At 47.6% G+C, this 17,241-nt stretch carries 11 protein-coding genes; 4 read left to right on the top strand and 7 right to left on the bottom strand.

Annotated features, from left to right (window positions below; genetic code table 11):
• Window positions 1-16 precede the first annotated feature (16 nt).
• Together ACO1PK_RS06735 and ACO1PK_RS06740 are read right to left on the bottom strand one after the other, a co-directional pair.
• Window positions 17-1,618 (bottom strand): ATP-binding protein, encoded by a 1,602-nt coding sequence (locus tag ACO1PK_RS06735; protein ID WP_423187907.1) that lies wholly within the window; start codon window positions 1,616-1,618, stop codon window positions 17-19.
• The gene (locus ACO1PK_RS06740; RefSeq protein WP_423187908.1) at window positions 1,615-2,169 is read right to left on the bottom strand and encodes a YfiR family protein; all 555 of its coding nucleotides are present in this window, start codon (window positions 2,167-2,169) and stop codon (window positions 1,615-1,617) included. The genes ACO1PK_RS06735 and ACO1PK_RS06740 overlap by 4 nt, the downstream gene beginning before the upstream one ends.
• A 235-nt stretch (window positions 2,170-2,404) precedes the next feature.
• Between ACO1PK_RS06740 and ACO1PK_RS06745 the strand changes: the two genes are divergently transcribed.
• Entirely contained in the window at window positions 2,405-4,630 is a 2,226-nt protein-coding gene (locus tag ACO1PK_RS06745) for a TonB-dependent receptor (protein WP_423187909.1), read from the top strand.
• Window positions 4,631-4,713: 83 nt separating this feature from the next.
• Here ACO1PK_RS06745 and ACO1PK_RS06750 read toward each other — a convergent pair whose 3' ends face one another.
• The 3 genes from ACO1PK_RS06750 to ACO1PK_RS06760 all read right to left on the bottom strand — a co-directional run bounded on the left by ACO1PK_RS06750 (window position 4,714) and on the right by ACO1PK_RS06760 (window position 8,498).
• Window positions 4,714-5,712, bottom strand: a complete 999-nt coding sequence (locus ACO1PK_RS06750; RefSeq protein ID WP_423187910.1) for a LacI family DNA-binding transcriptional regulator — start codon at window positions 5,710-5,712, stop codon at window positions 4,714-4,716.
• Window positions 5,713-5,748: 36 nt separating this feature from the next.
• Window positions 5,749-7,074 carry a glycoside-pentoside-hexuronide (GPH):cation symporter gene (locus ACO1PK_RS06755; protein WP_423187911.1) on the bottom strand — a complete coding sequence of 442 codons (1,326 nt, stop codon included), beginning with the start codon at window positions 7,072-7,074 and terminating at the stop codon, window positions 5,749-5,751.
• An 80-nt stretch (window positions 7,075-7,154) separates the two neighbouring features.
• A complete protein-coding gene (locus ACO1PK_RS06760; RefSeq protein WP_423187912.1) occupies window positions 7,155-8,498 on the bottom strand; it encodes a GH1 family beta-glucosidase in 1,344 nt (447 codons plus the stop codon).
• Between the two features lie 147 nt (window positions 8,499-8,645).
• Here ACO1PK_RS06760 and ACO1PK_RS06765 point away from each other — a divergent pair, with 147 nt between their 5' ends.
• Both ACO1PK_RS06765 and ACO1PK_RS06770 read left to right on the top strand, forming a co-directional pair.
• Window positions 8,646-9,917: a sugar MFS transporter gene (locus tag ACO1PK_RS06765; RefSeq protein WP_423187913.1), complete on the top strand. Its 1,272-nt coding sequence runs from the start codon at window positions 8,646-8,648 to the stop codon at window positions 9,915-9,917.
• Between the two features lie 4 nt (window positions 9,918-9,921).
• Window positions 9,922-12,477 (top strand): glycoside hydrolase family 3 protein, encoded by a 2,556-nt coding sequence (locus ACO1PK_RS06770; protein ID WP_423187914.1) that lies wholly within the window; start codon window positions 9,922-9,924, stop codon window positions 12,475-12,477.
• Window positions 12,478-12,552: 75 nt separating this feature from the next.
• Here the strand turns inward: ACO1PK_RS06770 and ACO1PK_RS06775 are convergent, their stop codons facing one another.
• Window positions 12,553-13,179: an outer membrane protein gene (locus tag ACO1PK_RS06775; protein WP_118090384.1), complete on the bottom strand. Its 627-nt coding sequence runs from the start codon at window positions 13,177-13,179 to the stop codon at window positions 12,553-12,555.
• 130 nt (window positions 13,180-13,309) lie between these two features.
• Here ACO1PK_RS06775 and ACO1PK_RS06780 point away from each other — a divergent pair, with 130 nt between their 5' ends.
• On the top strand, window positions 13,310-14,149 hold the full coding sequence (locus tag ACO1PK_RS06780) for a LytTR family DNA-binding domain-containing protein (RefSeq protein ID WP_423187915.1): 840 nt from the start codon (window positions 13,310-13,312) through the stop codon (window positions 14,147-14,149).
• 115 nt (window positions 14,150-14,264) lie between these two features.
• Here ACO1PK_RS06780 and ACO1PK_RS06785 read toward each other — a convergent pair whose 3' ends face one another.
• Entirely contained in the window at window positions 14,265-17,228 is a 2,964-nt protein-coding gene (locus ACO1PK_RS06785; RefSeq protein WP_423187916.1) for a TonB-dependent receptor, read from the bottom strand.
• Between the last annotated feature and the right edge of the window lie 13 nt (window positions 17,229-17,241).

Consider the following 17,241-nt stretch of genomic DNA (forward strand, 5'->3'; position numbering starts at 1 on the left):
TTGGGTGGGGAGGATGTCAATGTGCAGCATAATGAATCTGGATCTTGCCACCAGCACCCTCTGTGGGTAACACAATCCGGAAATGCACGCCTGTTGGGATGTCATCAAGCAAGACGATCTGACCTTGCAAGGCTTGCGTAACAATATTGTATAAAATATAAGTCCCCAAGCCGCTGCCGCCCTGCTGCCGGTTGGTGGTGACAAAGGGATCGAAAATTTTCGGCTTTACCGATGCCGCTATCCCTTTACCGTCATCATAATAGTCAAACTGCAGGTTATTGTTTTGCACGGTAACTTGCACCTTAATCTGCCCTTGCGCAACGCCTTGGAAACCATGGATCAACGAGTTCATGATTAAATTGGTAAAAATCTGCGAGAAATAGCCCGGATAGCTTTCAACGATCAGCTCTTCGGCAATCTCTAACTGGATTTGGTGTTGGGTATTTTTTAAATGTGGACGTAACGAAACAACTATTTGCTCTAAGTAGTCTTTCAGCGCAAAGCGGCGCATTTCTTCACTGCTTTGATCAACAGCTACCATTTTAAAACTGCGGATTTGCTCTGCTGCCCGCTCAATATTGCGAAACGCAATCTCTACCCCTTCCAACATATCAGAATAAAACTGCTGCAAACTTTGCTTCGTCAGCTTACCCGACTGAAAATCCTGTTTCGAATGCTCCAAGCGATGGTGCAAATGGGTAATGGCGGTAACCGCAACCCCAACAGGAGTATTGATTTCATGTGCAATGCCCGCCACCAAACTGCCCAACGAGGCAAACTTTTCTTGTTCGATCATTTTTATTTGGGTGGCTTTAAGATGTGCAAGACTTTCTGACAGTTGCAAGGTACGTTCAGTCACGCGTTGTTCTAGCTCTAGATTTAGCTTAATAATGTTATCTTCGTTTTCTTGCCGTTGCTGGTTATAGCGCGCAATCACGTCCAACATGGCATTAAAAGCATCGACTAAGTCACCTAGCTCTGCAGCAAATTTTTGCTCCACCCGTTGGCTATAATCCTGCTGGGTGGTCACTTTACTAATAACCTGCTTCAATTGATGTATCGGTCGCAATAAACTCTTACTTAATTGGCTAGCCAACCAAAATGTCACCCCTAAAGCACCGAGAAATGCGGTAATCGCAATGGTCGCAGCATAGTCTAATTCCCGCTTTATCCGCTCCAAACCCACAGTTAATTGCAGTGCTCCGATAATCTGCTCCTGCAAACGGACCGGAATGGTCACCGCTAATTGCCCAGCCTCAAACCTAACCGCTTGCGTAAGATTTGGAATGGCGCTCTGCACTTGCACTGACTCATCTTGCGCATAAGTGGCAAAGACACTGAGTTGATCATCCTCTAACCGGTATAAGGTGGCATGTTTAATATCCGGCGACTCTTCAAGCGTTCGTAAAATATCCGCAGCACTCTCGTTTTGTTCAAATAATAACGACGCGGTAGTCATTTCAGCCAAAATGCGGGCCTGAGTCTGACTGCTAACAATGAGTTGTTGCTGATAACTTTGCTGCATTAACCAATAAACTGGGATCACGCTAATCAGCATTGCGAGAAATGCCACACTAATTAAACCTAAGAATATTTTTTGTTTTAGGGTGCTATTCATAGTGCAGATCCCTGACCAGCCTGGGTGATCCGCAGTAGCGCAGTATTAATAGGGAGTTTGAAACTAGGCTGTAAAGCACTATTGTAATAAATAATCAGGCGGCCAGCTTCCAGTTTTAAATCAAACAGTGCCGAACCCGGCAACGACACACCGGGCGCATTAATACGTAAAATATGTGGCGTGTCAGGAATTGAAGACTGCAACAAATGGGCATTCGTTGTTTGATAAACCACATCACAACGATTGATATCTTGGGCATTAGCAATTGCCTCGATACTGATTTGGCGCCCTGCAAGCTGACGTTCGGCAAAAGCGATGACAAAGTGCGGTTGATATTGGTTAGTCAGCTCGCCAAACAAACACAGCTGTAGCGGGCGCGCTTTATCTTGTTCAGGCCAACTAATAAATTTTGCGATATTGTAGAGATAAGCTGCCTGCAACAGGGCGTAATTTTGTTCGTTATCAACGGTTTTTTGCGGAGCAGAAATCGCAGTACTGTTCAAACAGACTGATAGCCATACTATAAGCAACCCCAACCTAGACAACGTCAACTTCGCTCCGCACACTGGTAATTTTGCCTATTAAATAGCCTGTTTGTTGCCTATTGTAAAGTACTGCTGCAACGAGACCTGAATGATAAAAGCCCTTTTGTTAGCATTTAACTAGCCGCGTTTAAATGGTTGGACGAATAGTAAATTAATAACTAAACTGGTTTGGGAATCATTATTAGATTGTTTTTTCAGGTTTTTACTGGCTGGAGTCTGGATATGGTAGGTGCAGGTAAAAATGCGTAAATTCCCCATACTGATCTTAAATGCAGCAGCCTTTGCTACTCCAGCTTTGGCACAAGATTTGTCTTTATTCGATCTTGAGCTTGAAGCCTTAATGAAAATCGAAGTCACCGTCCAACGTAGAACAGAAAATATCTTAACAGTACCTATTGCCACTACGGTTATTCGCGACGAGACCTTGACCACACTTTATAAGACTGGCGAAGATATGCGCGGTTTAACTTCACGCCTACCTAGCTTACAAGTGGAGTCGTCATTTGGCCGTACCTTTCCACGGTTTTATGTGCGTGGCATCGGCAATACCAGCTTTGATTTAAACGCATCACAACCCGTGTCATTGTTGTATGACGACGTAGTACTCGAAAGCCCCATTTTAAAAGGGTTACCCATCTTTGATATCGCGCAGCTCGAACTGGCGCGCGGCCCACAAGGTACCTTATTTGGCCGCAATACACCGGCAGGGGTAATTATTTTAAACTCTGTACTGCCAGAGGAAACTTTTTCAGGGTTTGTCCGAGCGAATGTGGGGCGTTTTCAAACCAGCAATATTGAAGGCGCTCTCGGGGGCAGCTTGGGCAATGGCTGGTCAAGTCGTTTCTCATTCTTGAATCAATACCGAGATGATTGGGTTATAAATCGTGTTGAAGGCCCCGAGTCTGGCTTTGAAGGTTTTCGCGATACCGCGCTGCGTTGGCAATTGCGTTATCAAAGCGACAATGGTTTTGAAAGTTTATTAAAGCTGCATGCCCGAGATATGCATGGCACATCTCGGTTGTTCCGTGCCAATATTATCGATCCCGGTACAAATCGGTTTGTCTCTGACTTTGACCTAAGAAATGTCAGTCAAGATGGACAAAACAGTCAGACGCTCGATCACCAAGGCTTGAGTTTACGCTTAAGCTGGCCCTTTAAGCAGTTCGATCTTTACAGCATTAGCGCCTATGAAACCGCTGAGGTATTTAGTCGCGGCGATATTGATGGCGGCTTTGGCGCAGCCAGCGCTAACGCCATGGGGCCAGGGGTTATTCCATTTAGTTCAGAAACAGCTGCCGCCTTGCCAAGACATGATCAAATTACTCAGGAAATACGCTTAGCGTCCAAAACGGAGGGCCCCATTGATTGGCAAGCTGGTCTCTTTTGGTTTGATGAGTCACAAAAAATTGAAAATATTAATTACGATAGCCTGAACAACGGCGTGCAAAATGGCTATGCCGCTATTCGCCAAACCAATCAGTCTAGCGCCTTGTTTTTCGCCGCCGGTTATACCGTTAACGAAAAACTGCAGCTGCGCGCGGGTGTCAGACAAACCTGGGATCGCAAAACCTTTAGTGCTGAACGTCCGCAATCACCAGGCGGTGGTGCGCCCTTGCAGCCCTTGTTTGCTAACAGTGATGAATCTCAGCTCAGTTGGGATCTGAGTGCCCTATGGCGGCTTGATCAACAACATAACCTCTTTGTCAGGATTGCCGAGGGTTTCCGAGCCCCCAGCTTTCAAGGTCGGGTGATGTTTCGCAATAGCATTTCGCAAGCCACTTCTGAAACGGTTCTTTCTGTTGAAACAGGTTTAAAAGCAGAATTGGCTAACCGACGCCTGCGCTATGGCATTACCTTATACCGTTTTCAATTGGATGATCCGCAACTGACCGCCGTTGGTGGTACTGGCAATGTGTCACAACTGATCAATGCCGAGCAAGCTGAGGGTAGCGGTATCGAGTTTGAATTTGATGCCAAATTAGGTAGCCGCTGGAGCTTGCTTGGCGGGTTAAGCTACAACCATACCGCAATCAACGATACTAATTTACTGCTGACGGTGTGTGGCGCGCCTTGTAGCGTAACAGACCCTATTATGATGGTAAACGGTGTGCGCTTAGCAAAGGTGGATGGCAATCCACTGCCTTATGCTCCCAATTGGATTGGCCAATTGCAATTACGTTATGAAGCGCCTTTCGCGACAGGCAAACTTTACTTTCATACCGATTGGACCCTGCGTAGCAGCATGAATTTTTTCCTGTATGAAGCAGCCGAGTTCCGCGCCTCGTCATTGGTAGAAGGGGGTATGCGTCTTGGTTATAGCTGGCAAAATGCCCGCTACGATACAGCCTTGTTCGTACGTAACCTCACCGATAAAACCGCACTAATCGGTGCTATCGACTTTAATAACCTAACGGGAATGGTTAACGAGCCTCGTATCTTTGGAGTAGAGTTTTCCGCGAGTTTTTAACTAGCGTTATTAAAGTTTTAACCGAATGAGTCCTATCGCTAGCAGAGACGCTTACTGAATCTCCGCAGTGACATTTAACGACATTAACAGGCTTGTACCGAATCTCGGGCAATAAAGTGCGGTTCAAAGAGTTGCTGCACTTTAATATCGCTGTTTTGATATACCTCGCGTAACACCCAACGGGCAGCCATATGGCCCATGGCACTGATCGGATAGTCAATGGTAGACAGCTTCGGATAGGTGTAATAGGCAAAATTCACATTATCAAAACCAACCACTGAAAAATGCTCGGGTACCGCTAAGCCTTGCTCGCGGGCTGCGGTCAAGGCGCCTGACGCCATTTCATCGTTGGCACAGACAATAGCACTAAAGGGTAAGCCCGTTGCCAAAATGGCCGCTAAACCTTGACTGCCGCCCGTTTCGCGAAAATCGCCTTCGAAGAATAATTGTGGGTTAGCCGTTAACTGATATTCCGCTAAAGCACGCTGATGTCCTTGGTAACGTGCTCGCGCATCCGTTTTCCACATCGGGCCGGCAATGTAGGCAATTTGCCGATGGCCTTGTTGCAATAAATGCTGTGTCGCTAAGTAACCGCCGAGTTCATTGTTTAAGCTGATACAACGCTCAGCGATTGCCGGAATATGCCGATTTAGTAACACAAAAGGCGTACCCTCTGCCGCTAGCTGAATCAAGTATTCGTCAGGCACCGCTTCGACATGCAGAATCAGTGCATCACAATTGCGGCTTTTTAAAAACTCAATGCCATCTTGCTCGGTCGCCAAATCGCTGTGGCCAGCAGTAATAATCACATGCTTGCCGGTAGCACGAAACTCAGCTTCGATCCCTGTTAACATTTCGCCGTAAAATGGACCATGTAACTCCGACACCAAAATACCAATGCTGTTAGAGCGATTAGAGGCCAAGGATTGAGCAATACAATTCGGCCGATAGCCCAATTGCTCCATAGCCGCCAGAACTTTCTTCCGGGTCGACTCGCGCACCGGAGTATTATTGTTAATCACTCTGGATACCGTCGCCAGCGATACGCCTGCTAGCGCCGATACCTCGTAAATTGTTGCCATCTTAGTGTGCTATCCTTTTTAACGCGCGCGGTCAGCTTATTTTCGCGCAGCGAGTTCATCAGCAATACGTTGTACCTTGCTTTGGGTAAGTGGGTAACGAGTCATCACCAAGGCCACCAACACTGAAGCCAACGCCGGCAGCAGGGTAAAACTGAGTAAAATACCTTGTTGCGTTGCCGTAGTTTGTAACGTATTGGGCTGGTAGTGATAGAAGGCTAATAACCAACCAGCTAAAGCCCCCCCCAAAGCGAGCCCCAGCTTAATAAAAAACACGACAGAAGAATAGACTAAACCTGTCACTCTGATGCCATTTTGCCATTGGCCATAATCCACCACATCGGCCATTTTCGCCCACAACATCGGGGTGGCCATTTGCAAAAAGAAGCTCCAAGCAAAGTGCAGCGCAGTGGCAAGGTAAAGCTGTTCTGGCGCAATCCAAAAACCGGCGGCACAAATCAGCGCAGCAATCAGCTGTAATGCAATATAAGCTTGCCGTTTATCTACGCGGGCCGCTACAAATTGTGCACTGGCACACCCCAAGATATTGCCTAACATGCCGATGGTCATAAAGGTGGTAACAAAGTCAGCCTGCTGCAAGTAGTATTTTACATAGTAAATCGCGAGCGTATTTCGCAGCACCATGCCGATTAATAAAATTAATGCCGCCAAACTTAATATACGCCAAGCCGAATTCTGCCAAAGGGTCTGCAGGCCACTTTGCAGGGTGAGCTGTTGATTTGGTGGGTTAGCAACCCGTTCTCGAGTGCCTAAAAAACATAACACAAACAGCACCACGCCTAACGCACTCATGGCAGCAATCGTCAGTTGGTAACCTTTAGCTTGATCGCCTTGGCCAAACCAAGCGACCAACGGCAAGGTGCAGGCGGTAACCAATAAACCACCTAACATGCCAAATACAAACCGATAGGATTGTATCGACACCCGCTCGTTGGGATCGGCGGTTAGCGCACCCCCTAAGGCAGAATAAGGAATATTAATGGCGGTATAGGCCAACATCAGTAAGGTGTAAGTAGTAAAGGCATACCAGACTTTGCCGGTGGGGCTTAAATCTGGCGTAGTAAAGGCCAACACGCTGATTAAGCCAAACGGCAGCGCCAGATAGAGAAGATAAGGGCGATATTGACCAAAACGACTACGCGTCTTATCAGCCAGGGCGCCCATTAGTGGATCGGTTATGGCATCGACAATGCGCACCACTAAAAATAAGGTACCTACCACAGCCGGTGAAATACCAAAGATGTCGGTATAAAAAAACGTCAGAAACAACATGACCGTTTGAAACACAATGTTACTGGCGGTATCCCCTAAGCCATACGCTATTTTTTCTTTTTTTGTCAGCATGATACACAACCCTGTTGCGGTTATTGTTATCTTAGAAGCGATAGCAGAGCACGCTAAAGCTTCAGCAGATTTTGCCTAGGTTAGGCTTTTTTATTTCGATTAGACCATAGCTGTTGTAACGCTAAACCACTGGCTTTAACCGTGCGTTGCTGAGTGTGGTAGTCAACATACACTATTCCAAAACGTTTGGCATAGCCCTCAGCCCATTCAAAATTATCTAGCAAGCTCCAAGCAAAATAGCCTCGCACATCAACACCGGCGCGAATGGCTGCATCCGTGGCGAGTAGATGCTGTTGGTAATACTCCAAACGGGCCACATCATTTATGCTGCCCTCTTGCAGGGTATCGACCATCGCCGCGCCATTTTCAGTAATGTAGATAGGGGGTAAAGTATAGCGCTGTTGCAACTGTACTAAGATTTCTGTTAAACCCTGCGGATAAATCTCCCAGCCCATATCGGTTAAAGGCGGTTGGCTTGGCTTCACATCAGAAAACCAACCGTCATCGCGGGCAGTAAAGACGGTTCGGGTGTAATAATTGACGCCTAAAAAATCCAGAGGCTGGGCAATGATGTCCAGATCCCCTGCGAGCATCTGCGGGAGATCAGTGCTCGCTAAATGGCCAGTTAAATCGGGGTAACACCCTTCGAGTAATGGCTGTAAGTACCAGTGATTATGGTACTGATCGGCTAACCAAGCCGCTTGCTGATCGGCAGCACTGGTCGTCGCAGCAAAGCAAGGACTAAAATTTAACACTATACCGGTTAAAGCTTGCGGGCAGTTACGCCGCAGTATGGGCATCGCTAAGCCATGCGCCAGCAATAAATGGTGCGCAGCCTGCCGCCCAGCTTGCCGATTTTGTACCCCCGGCGCATGAATGCCCGCTTCGTAGCCCAAGTACGCACTGCAAAATGGCTCGTTTAAGGTGGCATAAGAATATACCCGATCACCAAAGGCTCGGCTGACGATGTCGGCATACTCAGCAAAACGATACGCCGTTTCCCGATTTAACCAGCCACCTTTATCTTGTAAATACTGCGGGAGATCCCAGTGATATAAGGTAACGTAGGCTTTAATATTGCGAGTCTGCAGCTCGTCGAGTAAGGCGAGGTAAAAGGCGATCCCTTCGGCATTGACCGAACCATCGGCTCGGATCACCCGGCCCCAAGCAATAGAAAAACGGTAAGCATCGACCCCTAAACTCGCGATTAGCGCCAGATCGTCGCGCCAGCGATGAAAGTGATCACAGGCCACTAAGCCATCCGAGCCATCTCTGATACGACCGGGTTCAGCACAAAACGTATCCCAAATACAGGGTTCACGCAGCGCAGCCGCCCCTTCAATTTGAAAGGCTGCGGTGGCAACGCCAAAGGTAAAGCGGTGTTGTAACAACGCTGAATCGTTGGGTAATAAAATCTGTTTCATATCAGTCTGTTTCATCTTGTTCTTGTTCCCAGATGCCGAAAAATATTGCCAATAGCCAGCAATATGCTATAAATGAAAGCGCTTACATTAATACTAGACGTGGCTTCGCAGCTCGTCAATGAAAACAAATAAGACAGGGGCAGCATTATGGCAACGATACCAATTTCTTCGCCAAGCATTGGCGAGCAACCCGGTGGGCCGAGTAACTACCGCTTTGCACTTACCGCACTTACCTCATTGTTCTTTATGTGGGGTTTTATTACCTGCTTAAATGATATTTTGATCCCCTACTTAAAATTGTTGTTCGATCTCAATTACACCCAAGCCATGCTGATTCAGTTTTGTTTTTTTAGTGCTTACTTTGTGGTGTCGGTACCGGCAGGCATGCTGGTAAGTCGCATTGGTTATAAAGCGGGTATTGTGACAGGCTTATTGATTGCTGGGGCGGGCTGTTTATTATTTGTGCCTGCCGCGGCCATGCATGTTTACGGCATGTTTCTGTTTGCGCTCTTTGTCTTGGCGTCGGGCATCACCATTTTACAGGTCGCTGCCAACCCTTATGTTAGCGTTTTGGGCAAACCTGAAACCGCCCCTAGCCGCTTAACCATGACGCAGGCATTTAATTCCTTAGGTACTACGGTCGCGCCATTTTTTGGTGCTTGGCTGATTTTTGGTGGAATGGATGCACCGCAGCCAGTCGCCGGAGCGGTTACCGAATCAACAGTACAAGTGCCTTATCTCATTTTGGCAGCCAGCTTAATCGTGCTCGCTGTGGTGTTTGCTTGGCTAAAACTGCCCGCTATGGGCAAAAAAGAAACTGTAGAAGCACTTCCTTTGGGTGGTGAAGCTTGGAAACAACGGCATTTAGTGTTGGGCGCTTTAGGCATTTTTGTGTATGTTGGCGCAGAAGTGGGGATTGGCAGCTTTTTAGCTATTTATTTGTCAATGCCCGAAATTGGCGGCATGTCTGCTGCTGCCGCATCACATTACATTTCGTGGTATTTTGGCGGTGCTATGGTTGGCCGTTTTATTGGCGCGCTGGTCATGCAAAAGATCAACCCTGGCAAGGTCTTAGCCTTTAATGCCTTAATGGCCGTCTTATTACTGGCGATCACCATTCTGTCTTCGGGCAAGTTGGCCATGTGGTCGTTACTACTAGTGGGCTTATGTAATTCAATTATGTTCCCCACTATTTTTAGCCTAGCTATCGCGGGTTTAAAGCAATACACCAGCCAAGGCTCAGGCATCTTATGTTTGGCTATTGTGGGCGGGGCAATTTTACCTCTTCTGCAAGGCATGCTCGCGGATCACCTCGGCGTGCAACTGGCATTTTTATTGCCTCTGTGTTGCTATCTGTATATCGCCTTCTATGGCCTCAAGGGCTGTATCCCGCAAACGCCTGATGTAACAAAGGAATAAACGGATGAAACTAAAGAAACTGACTATGGCTATGTTCATTCTCACCGCCAGCAGTGGCATGCTGTTAACCGCATGCCAAGAAGCGCCAACGAATAATGGTAGCTCGACAACACCGGCTCCCGCAGCAGCAAAGGCTAGCACCGATCTATGGCCAGTGCTTAACTTACCGGTTGCTCAAGATCCGGTTATGGAGCAAGCAATCACCGAGCTTCTGGCGAAAATGACGTTGGAACAAAAAATTGCGCAAATGATTCAGCCTGAGATCCGCGATATCACCGTCGAAGATATGCGTAAGTATGGCTTTGGTTCTTATTTAAATGGCGGCGGCGCTTTTCCAAATGACAACAAATATGCCACGCCAGCGGATTGGATAGCCTTAGCCGAAGCGATGTATCAAGCATCGATGGATGCCAGTGTTGATGGTATTGCCATCCCAACAATGTGGGGTACGGATGCGGTACATGGTCACAACAACGTGATTGGCGCTACTATTTTTCCACATAATATTGGCTTAGGCGCAGCAAATAACCCAGCGTTAATTGAACAGATCGCCGAAGCCACCGCCCGCGAAGTCATGGCAACAGGCATCGATTGGGTATTTGCACCCACAGTTGCCGTTGTGCGCGATGATCGCTGGGGGCGCACCTATGAAAGCTATTCTGAAAACCCACAAATTGTGCACGACTACGCGGCCGCCATTGTCAGGGGCTTGCAAGGGGCGGCTGATCAAGACTTTTTAAGTGAACGCCGCGTAATCAGCACGGTGAAACATTTTGTGGGCGATGGCGGCACCACCGGTGGTGTAGATCAAGGCAATACCGAAGTCAGTGAAGCTGAGCTGTTTAACATTCATGCCCAAGGTTATGTCGGCGGTTTACAAGCCGGTGCCCAATCCGTGATGGCCTCGTTTAACAGTTGGAATGGTAGCAAAATTCATGGCGATCGCTACCTGTTAACCGATGTACTAAAAGATCGGATGGGCTTTGATGGCTTTGTAGTGGGCGATTGGAATGGCCATGGTCAAATCCCGGGCTGTACCAATGATAACTGTGCGCAAGCTGCCAACGCCGGCTTAGATGTGTATATGGTGCCAACAGCAGCGTGGAAGCCGCTGTACTACAACCTCATTGCACAAGTGCAACAGGGCGTCATTCCTGAAGAACGGGTTAACGATGCGGTGCGGCGGGTTTTGCGAGTAAAAAAACGCGCTGGCTTATTTGATAAACCAAGCCCCGCGCAGCGGCCACTCGCCGGTAAAACCGAGCTGATTGGTGCCGCAGAACATCGTGCCGTAGCACGTGATGCAGTAAGACAATCGTTGGTGCTGTTAAAAAACCAAAACCAACTGTTACCGCTAAATCCACAGCAACGTATTTTGGTGACCGGGCCAGGCGCTGATAATATTGGCCAACAAGCCGGTGGCTGGACCATTAGCTGGCAAGGCACGGGTAATACCAATGCGGATTTCCCTGGTGGCAGCTCAATTTATGCCGGAATCGCCCGCCAAGTGCAGGCAGCCGGTGGCCAAGTGGAATTGTCTACTGACGGCAGTTTTCAGCAAAAACCAGACGTGGCTATCGTAGTCTTTGGTGAAGAACCCTATGCCGAAGGTAACGGCGATTTAGATAATCTGGAATTTCAGCGTGGTAATAAAACTGACTTAGCGCTGCTGCAACAGTTAAAAGCTCAAGGGATCCCCGTGGTGTCGCTCTTTATCAGCGGTCGGCCAATGTGGGTGAACCCTGAACTGAATGCTTCTGATGCTTTTGTCGCAGTATGGTTACCAGGGAGCGAAGGCGAAGGGGTAGCCGATGTGATCTTGCGAGACAGCCAAGGTGCTGTGCAATATGACTTTACCGGTAAGCTGTCTTTCTCTTGGCCGGCGACCCCACAGCAAAGCACAGTCAACCTTGGCGACAGTCAGTATCAACCCTTACTACCCTATGGTTTTGGCCTACGCTATGGCGATGCTGAGCAGCTGCCTAGTCAATTATCGGAAGACAGTGGTGAAGCAGCCGGCAGTGCCGAACAAGTCATATTTGAACGCGCCCCGCGCTCGCCGTGGCAGTTACAATTATTCAGCGGCAACGAGCGTGTGGCGGTAACCAGCAGTGTGCAAGAATTTGGCGCTATCCGTAGTCGTACCTTTGATAACAAAGTGCAAGAAGATGCGCGCCGCTTTGAGTTAGCGGGTAACGCAGTTGCGGGCTTTAGCTTTAATAGTACTTTCCCACGAGATTTACGTGCTTTTACGGGCGTAGACAGTCAGTTAGTACTTACCTTAATGCGTCGCGGCAGCGTGCCGGATCAGGTAACCTTCGGCATCAACTGCGGAGCAGCGTGTCAAGCAAGCCAGAATATTGCCCCCGCCTTGGCAGCCATGCCAGAAGGGGAATGGCAAACACTGCGTATTAATCTTGGCTGTATGCAAGCGCAAGGGCTAAACCTAACACAAGTTAGCAATGTATTTAGCATCAGCAGTGCAGGCGCATTGCAGCTCAGCTTACTGGATGCGCGGTTACAAGCAACCAGCAGCGAGCCGGCTTTAGCATGCCCATAAACGATAACGACCAAAGGCGCTGGCCCGCGCCTTTGGTCTGCAGTAAGGTGTTCGCACGGTATTTTTAGTTTATAACTAAAATAAGTACTTGACCCCAAACTGCCAGGTAAAGGGTTTGTAATTTAGGTTCGCTAACAAATCAGCTCCCGCCTCATTACGTAAATCCCCCGACTTACCGCCAGCATGCCGAAACTCGGTATGCAGCACCCAGCGCGCTGCAAGCGCGTACTCCAACCCGACAAATCCCTGATATAAAATATTGCCGCTATTAGCATATGAGGTTTCAACACCCGCCAACTCTAAATCAATATCGATTTCTTGCAGCCAACCTAAACCGGCACCTGCGTAAGGCGTAACCTTACCCCAGCTGTCAAAAAAGTAGATCCCATTTAGAAAAAAGCTATTTGACGCATAATTGCCCTCAGGATAAAACGTACTGCCAACTTGGGTGGCACTTTCGTTACTGCGATACTCCCACGCCAGCTCTACCGCAAGCTTGCTGTTATAGCGATAGCCAAAAGCTGCGCCTAACACCATGCCTTGCTCAAGCTCAATGTTAATATTGTCCGCTTGGCGCGTCGCACTGACATCATTCATATAACTTAAGCCAGCATAGGGCTTAACATAATATCCTTGCGCCTGAGCGTTCCCCATCAATAACAGCACCGAAAACAGCATTGGCACTACAGCATACAATTTCATTTTTCGTCCCCATTTGATTTTCAACACACCCTGTAATTATGCTGCTATAGTGCACAGCGGATAGGGATTTTGTATGAAATGGCAGACTTTTACATCAATGGGCTAGGCCGCGACGACTAAGCAAGACTTTATGCAGAAACAGACTTTCGATTTCGGCGATATTTCGCCCCTTCGCTACTTTTTTACCATCGCCTTAGTGTTAGCCTTGCTATTTGCACTAATTGATAACAACCAAAATTTACCCTTTTGGCTGCAGTTGCCGCTATGGCTTTATCAAAGTGTTGTACCTATGGCTTTAATGTTATTAAGCCATAAGGGGCTTGCCCACCTAGCGCCTTTTAACGCACTGAATGCGTGGTTAAAGTTACTGCTGTCTGGCTTGCTGGGCGCCCTTAGCTTTGTGCCTTTTGCCTTGGCAATTGATGTATTTTTAGGGTTAGAACCTACGCCCAACAGTCTGATAAACTGGCTATTCGCACTTTGGCAAGAAACGCTTGGCGTGCTGCCCCCAGTGGTGCTGTGTTGGTTGGCAATTAATGCACCTTGGGTACTGGGGTTTAAAATGGTTAACCCAAATGCCCCTGCCGCGGCAACTCAATCGGCCGTACCTTCCTCATCAGCGCAAAGCCCAGCAGTTGAAGACGTACTCCCCTCTACCACACCTGACGCCTTACAAGCCTTGCTTCCTAAAAGTAAACAAGGCGAGCTACTGTATTTAAAGTCTGAACTGCATTATTTATTAGTGGTTACTGAGGCGGGGCAAACGCTGATTTTGGCAAATTTAAAAGATGCGATTACACTGTGCGCAAACATTGCCGGCATACAACCGCATCGCTCCTATTGGGTGAGCAAAAAAGCCATCAAAGCGCTGCGTAAAACCGGCCGCGAAGGCAGCCTGATCTTACATAATGGTCAGGAAATTCCCGTGAGTCGCAACAAGCTTAATCATGTTAAAACATTCTTGTTATAAGCCGTAAACGCCATCTCACCATCGTCATGCTCTGATCACGGCAGTTTTCTCGGTCATTTTCGATAAAAAATGCCCGCAAAGCGGGCATTAAACGACAGGGAGGTAGAACACTGCTTTAGAAGCGGTAACGCGCCCCTAAGATATATCGCGGACCATATTGACGCGCGAATAAAAATTGTTCTTCGTAACGACCATAACCTTGCTCAGTTTCATTAGCGAGGTTGATGCCTTCAAAGAATACCGTAAAGTTATCGGTAATATCTTTATTGATACTTAAGTCCCACTGCGCGTAAGCTTTAGCAAATTGTGGTGGACCATCCGAAGAACCTTGCGCCTGCCCAACACCAATAAGATAGTTGTCACGCCAGGCGTAAGTCAGTTTTACTGACCAACCGAACTGCTCATAGAACACCTGAAAGTTTGCAGTATTACTTAAACCTATTAACGGCGCCTGCTGGGTCAAACTATTAACATCAAACTCGACATCACCATTAACAATGGTGCCGTTAATCCCAAAACCAAAACCGGTTTCGCCCAATATGTGCTGCCACGCGGCTTCGATACCATCTACTGTTTTCGTATCTGTGCCGTTTTGCGGCTGTGAGATACTCCATACAATTAATGGATCAGCACTCGTTGGTGAAATGACACCGTTAGCATCACCGTGACCATTGGCTAGTAGCTGATTATAAATCGCTGTATCCGTTGGCTGTTCACCCCGAGCAGTAATATCTGCCACCGCTTGTTGGTAACGCGGGCCATTCAGGATATCGTGCAAACCGTCGATGGTAATGTCCGTAATGGTATTACCGATGAAGTTTTTAACACTCTTGCGATAATAACCGATAGCGGCATAACTACCTGGTGCGTAATAATATTCCAAACTTAAATCAAGATTGGTTGATTCATAAGGTTGTAAATTGGTGTTACCTTGACCGCCACTCCGCGAGCCAGGTTTTGGACTGCCCGTTAAGCTGCGGCCACCAGCCAGAGCCCCTAGGGGCGCACGAGTAATGCTTTTGCCAATTGAAAAACGGCTAACTAGTTCGTCAGTTAAATCGACACGTAAATCCAGCATCGGTAATACCACATTATGCGAACCTTCTAACGTCAGAAAGTTTGCATCACCGCCTTCATATTGCATAATCCACTCAGACGGACTGACCCAATTCACCTGACGCTCAACGTCTTGTAATACTGTGCTAGTGACATCGGTTTGCTCATAACGAACACCGACATTCAATTGCACCGGAAAACTGGCAACATCAAATTCCCAAGCCGATTGCAGATAAATACTATCTGTGATTTCCTGAACGTAACTCTCACCGTAAGGACCATAGAAAGCGTCCGGTACATAGGCGTTCTCACCTAACAGCGCTTCAGTTAAGTAAGCAGCCTGTCGCGCCACCGCTTCATCATAACTGTAAGTGTAATAATAATTACTGACTAAGCCGTTACCGCCACCAGAGAATTGATCTAGGAAATTACCCGTACTGTTTCTGGTAAACATGCTATCTGGGAAGATAAAGGTATAACTCGGATTAAAACCTGGGCCGCCACGTAAACCACTCCAGGCGTTAGAGCCACCCAGGTTCTGATCGGTACGGGCGACACCGCCTTTAACGGAAACCAAAGGGATCTTAAAGCGCGAGTTATACCAAGTGCTATCTAGCTGAAATTGTTGAATATCTGATTCGCCAGGCGAATCAAAAAACTGGCTAAAGTTAGAGTCAATCTCACTTGGCCGCAATTCATTTGTGCCATTACGCCATAAAATATAGGCTTGCGGGATATCGCCTGTCCGATAATCATAAAACTTAGTAATTAGCTGATCCGAACCTAAAATAACTTGGCCTGAATTACCAATGCCTTTATCAGCGCCGTTATCAGTTTTATTGTTTGAATCATGGAAATCGAAGCTGATTTTCAAGTCATCCGTCACTTGCCATTCCATATTAAAACCAATGGATGCGGCTTTAACTTCTGTGGTGCCTTTACTAGCAGTGAAGGAACCATCATCACCACTGATGTCTGCAAACAAAGCTGTGCCTCGCTCATCCAGCTCGTAAGCATTAATGTTTTCGCCAAAGTTATTCCAAATACCCCAGCCAATACCTTCACTGCCCACCAAAGCACGACTGCCTGTGTAATCAACCGTAAAAGTCAGGTCATCCGTAGCTGCATATTGCAATGTCAACTGACCGGTAGTTCTTTCCCGTTGAAAGTCGGTAATGCCATAGTTCATATCTTTCGGGAAAAATGCAGGGCCTATTTTATTGCCTTGCGCATCAGTTGGCCTAGCATCTTTAACAAAGGCAGGATCTAACACCGGTAATCGGTTAGATGGGTTAGTATCCTGAACCTGCCAGCCCTGAATATTGGCCTGCTGAATTTGGAAATCACGCCGCGCCTGCGAAAACGATAAGGCTACGCCAAAGCGATCATCCGCAAAGGTATTGCTATAAAGTGCAGCAAACTCAGGCGTAACGTCATCCCCTTTTTCATTAGAGCTATCGTGTACACCTTTACCCATCAGTGCCAGTTTCTGGCCTGGGCTAGACAGTGGCTTAGCGGTTACAATATTTACGGTAGCCCCTAAACCTCCACTAGGGTTTTCCGCGCGCGCTGTTTTATAAACTTCTAACGCACTAACGCCCTCTGAGGATAGATTTTCTAAGTTATACGAACGGGTATAACCCGTGCCTGGCATCTGCCGACCATTTAACGTAATCAGGTTAAACTCAGGACCAAAGCCTCGCACGGTAATTTGGCTGCCTTCACCATTGACCCGACTGACGGAAACACCAGTGATGCGCTGCAGTGACTCGGCTAAGTTGGTATCTGGGAATTTACCCATTTCTTCAGAAGAAATGGCATCGACTACGCCTGACGACTCGCGCTTAACATCCATTGAACGTGCTAAACTACCGCGGATACCCCGTACTTCAATGATTTCGACGTTGGGTTCGGCTTCCGTTGCTGCCGTATCCTGCGCTTGCAATGGCAGCATCATACCGGCGGTCAACACCACAGACACCGCTGCTGCGACCCTGCTTTTTGTGAAAGTGATTGTTTTCATAATTATCCTACTC

Source organism: Alishewanella sp. d11 (assembly GCF_049390205.1).
Taxonomy (GTDB): domain Bacteria; phylum Pseudomonadota; class Gammaproteobacteria; order Enterobacterales; family Alteromonadaceae; genus Alishewanella.

Coding starts and splice junctions, on each gene's coding strand:
- ACO1PK_RS06770 (WP_423187914.1), top strand. CDS start 9,922: ATGAAACTAAAGAAACTGACTATGGCTATGTTCATTCTCACCGCCAGC.
- ACO1PK_RS06775 (WP_118090384.1), bottom strand. CDS start 13,179: ATGAAATTGTATGCTGTAGTGCCAATGCTGTTTTCGGTGCTGTTATTG.
- ACO1PK_RS06750 (WP_423187910.1), bottom strand. CDS start 5,712: ATGGCAACAATTTACGAGGTATCGGCGCTAGCAGGCGTATCGCTGGCG.
- ACO1PK_RS06735 (WP_423187907.1), bottom strand. CDS start 1,618: ATGAATAGCACCCTAAAACAAAAAATATTCTTAGGTTTAATTAGTGTG.
- ACO1PK_RS06765 (WP_423187913.1), top strand. CDS start 8,646: ATGGCAACGATACCAATTTCTTCGCCAAGCATTGGCGAGCAACCCGGT.
- ACO1PK_RS06780 (WP_423187915.1), top strand. CDS start 13,310: ATGCAGAAACAGACTTTCGATTTCGGCGATATTTCGCCCCTTCGCTAC.
- ACO1PK_RS06745 (WP_423187909.1), top strand. CDS start 2,405: ATGCGTAAATTCCCCATACTGATCTTAAATGCAGCAGCCTTTGCTACT.
- ACO1PK_RS06760 (WP_423187912.1), bottom strand. CDS start 8,498: ATGAAACAGATTTTATTACCCAACGATTCAGCGTTGTTACAACACCGC.
- ACO1PK_RS06755 (WP_423187911.1), bottom strand. CDS start 7,074: ATGCTGACAAAAAAAGAAAAAATAGCGTATGGCTTAGGGGATACCGCC.
- ACO1PK_RS06785 (WP_423187916.1), bottom strand. CDS start 17,228: ATGAAAACAATCACTTTCACAAAAAGCAGGGTCGCAGCAGCGGTGTCT.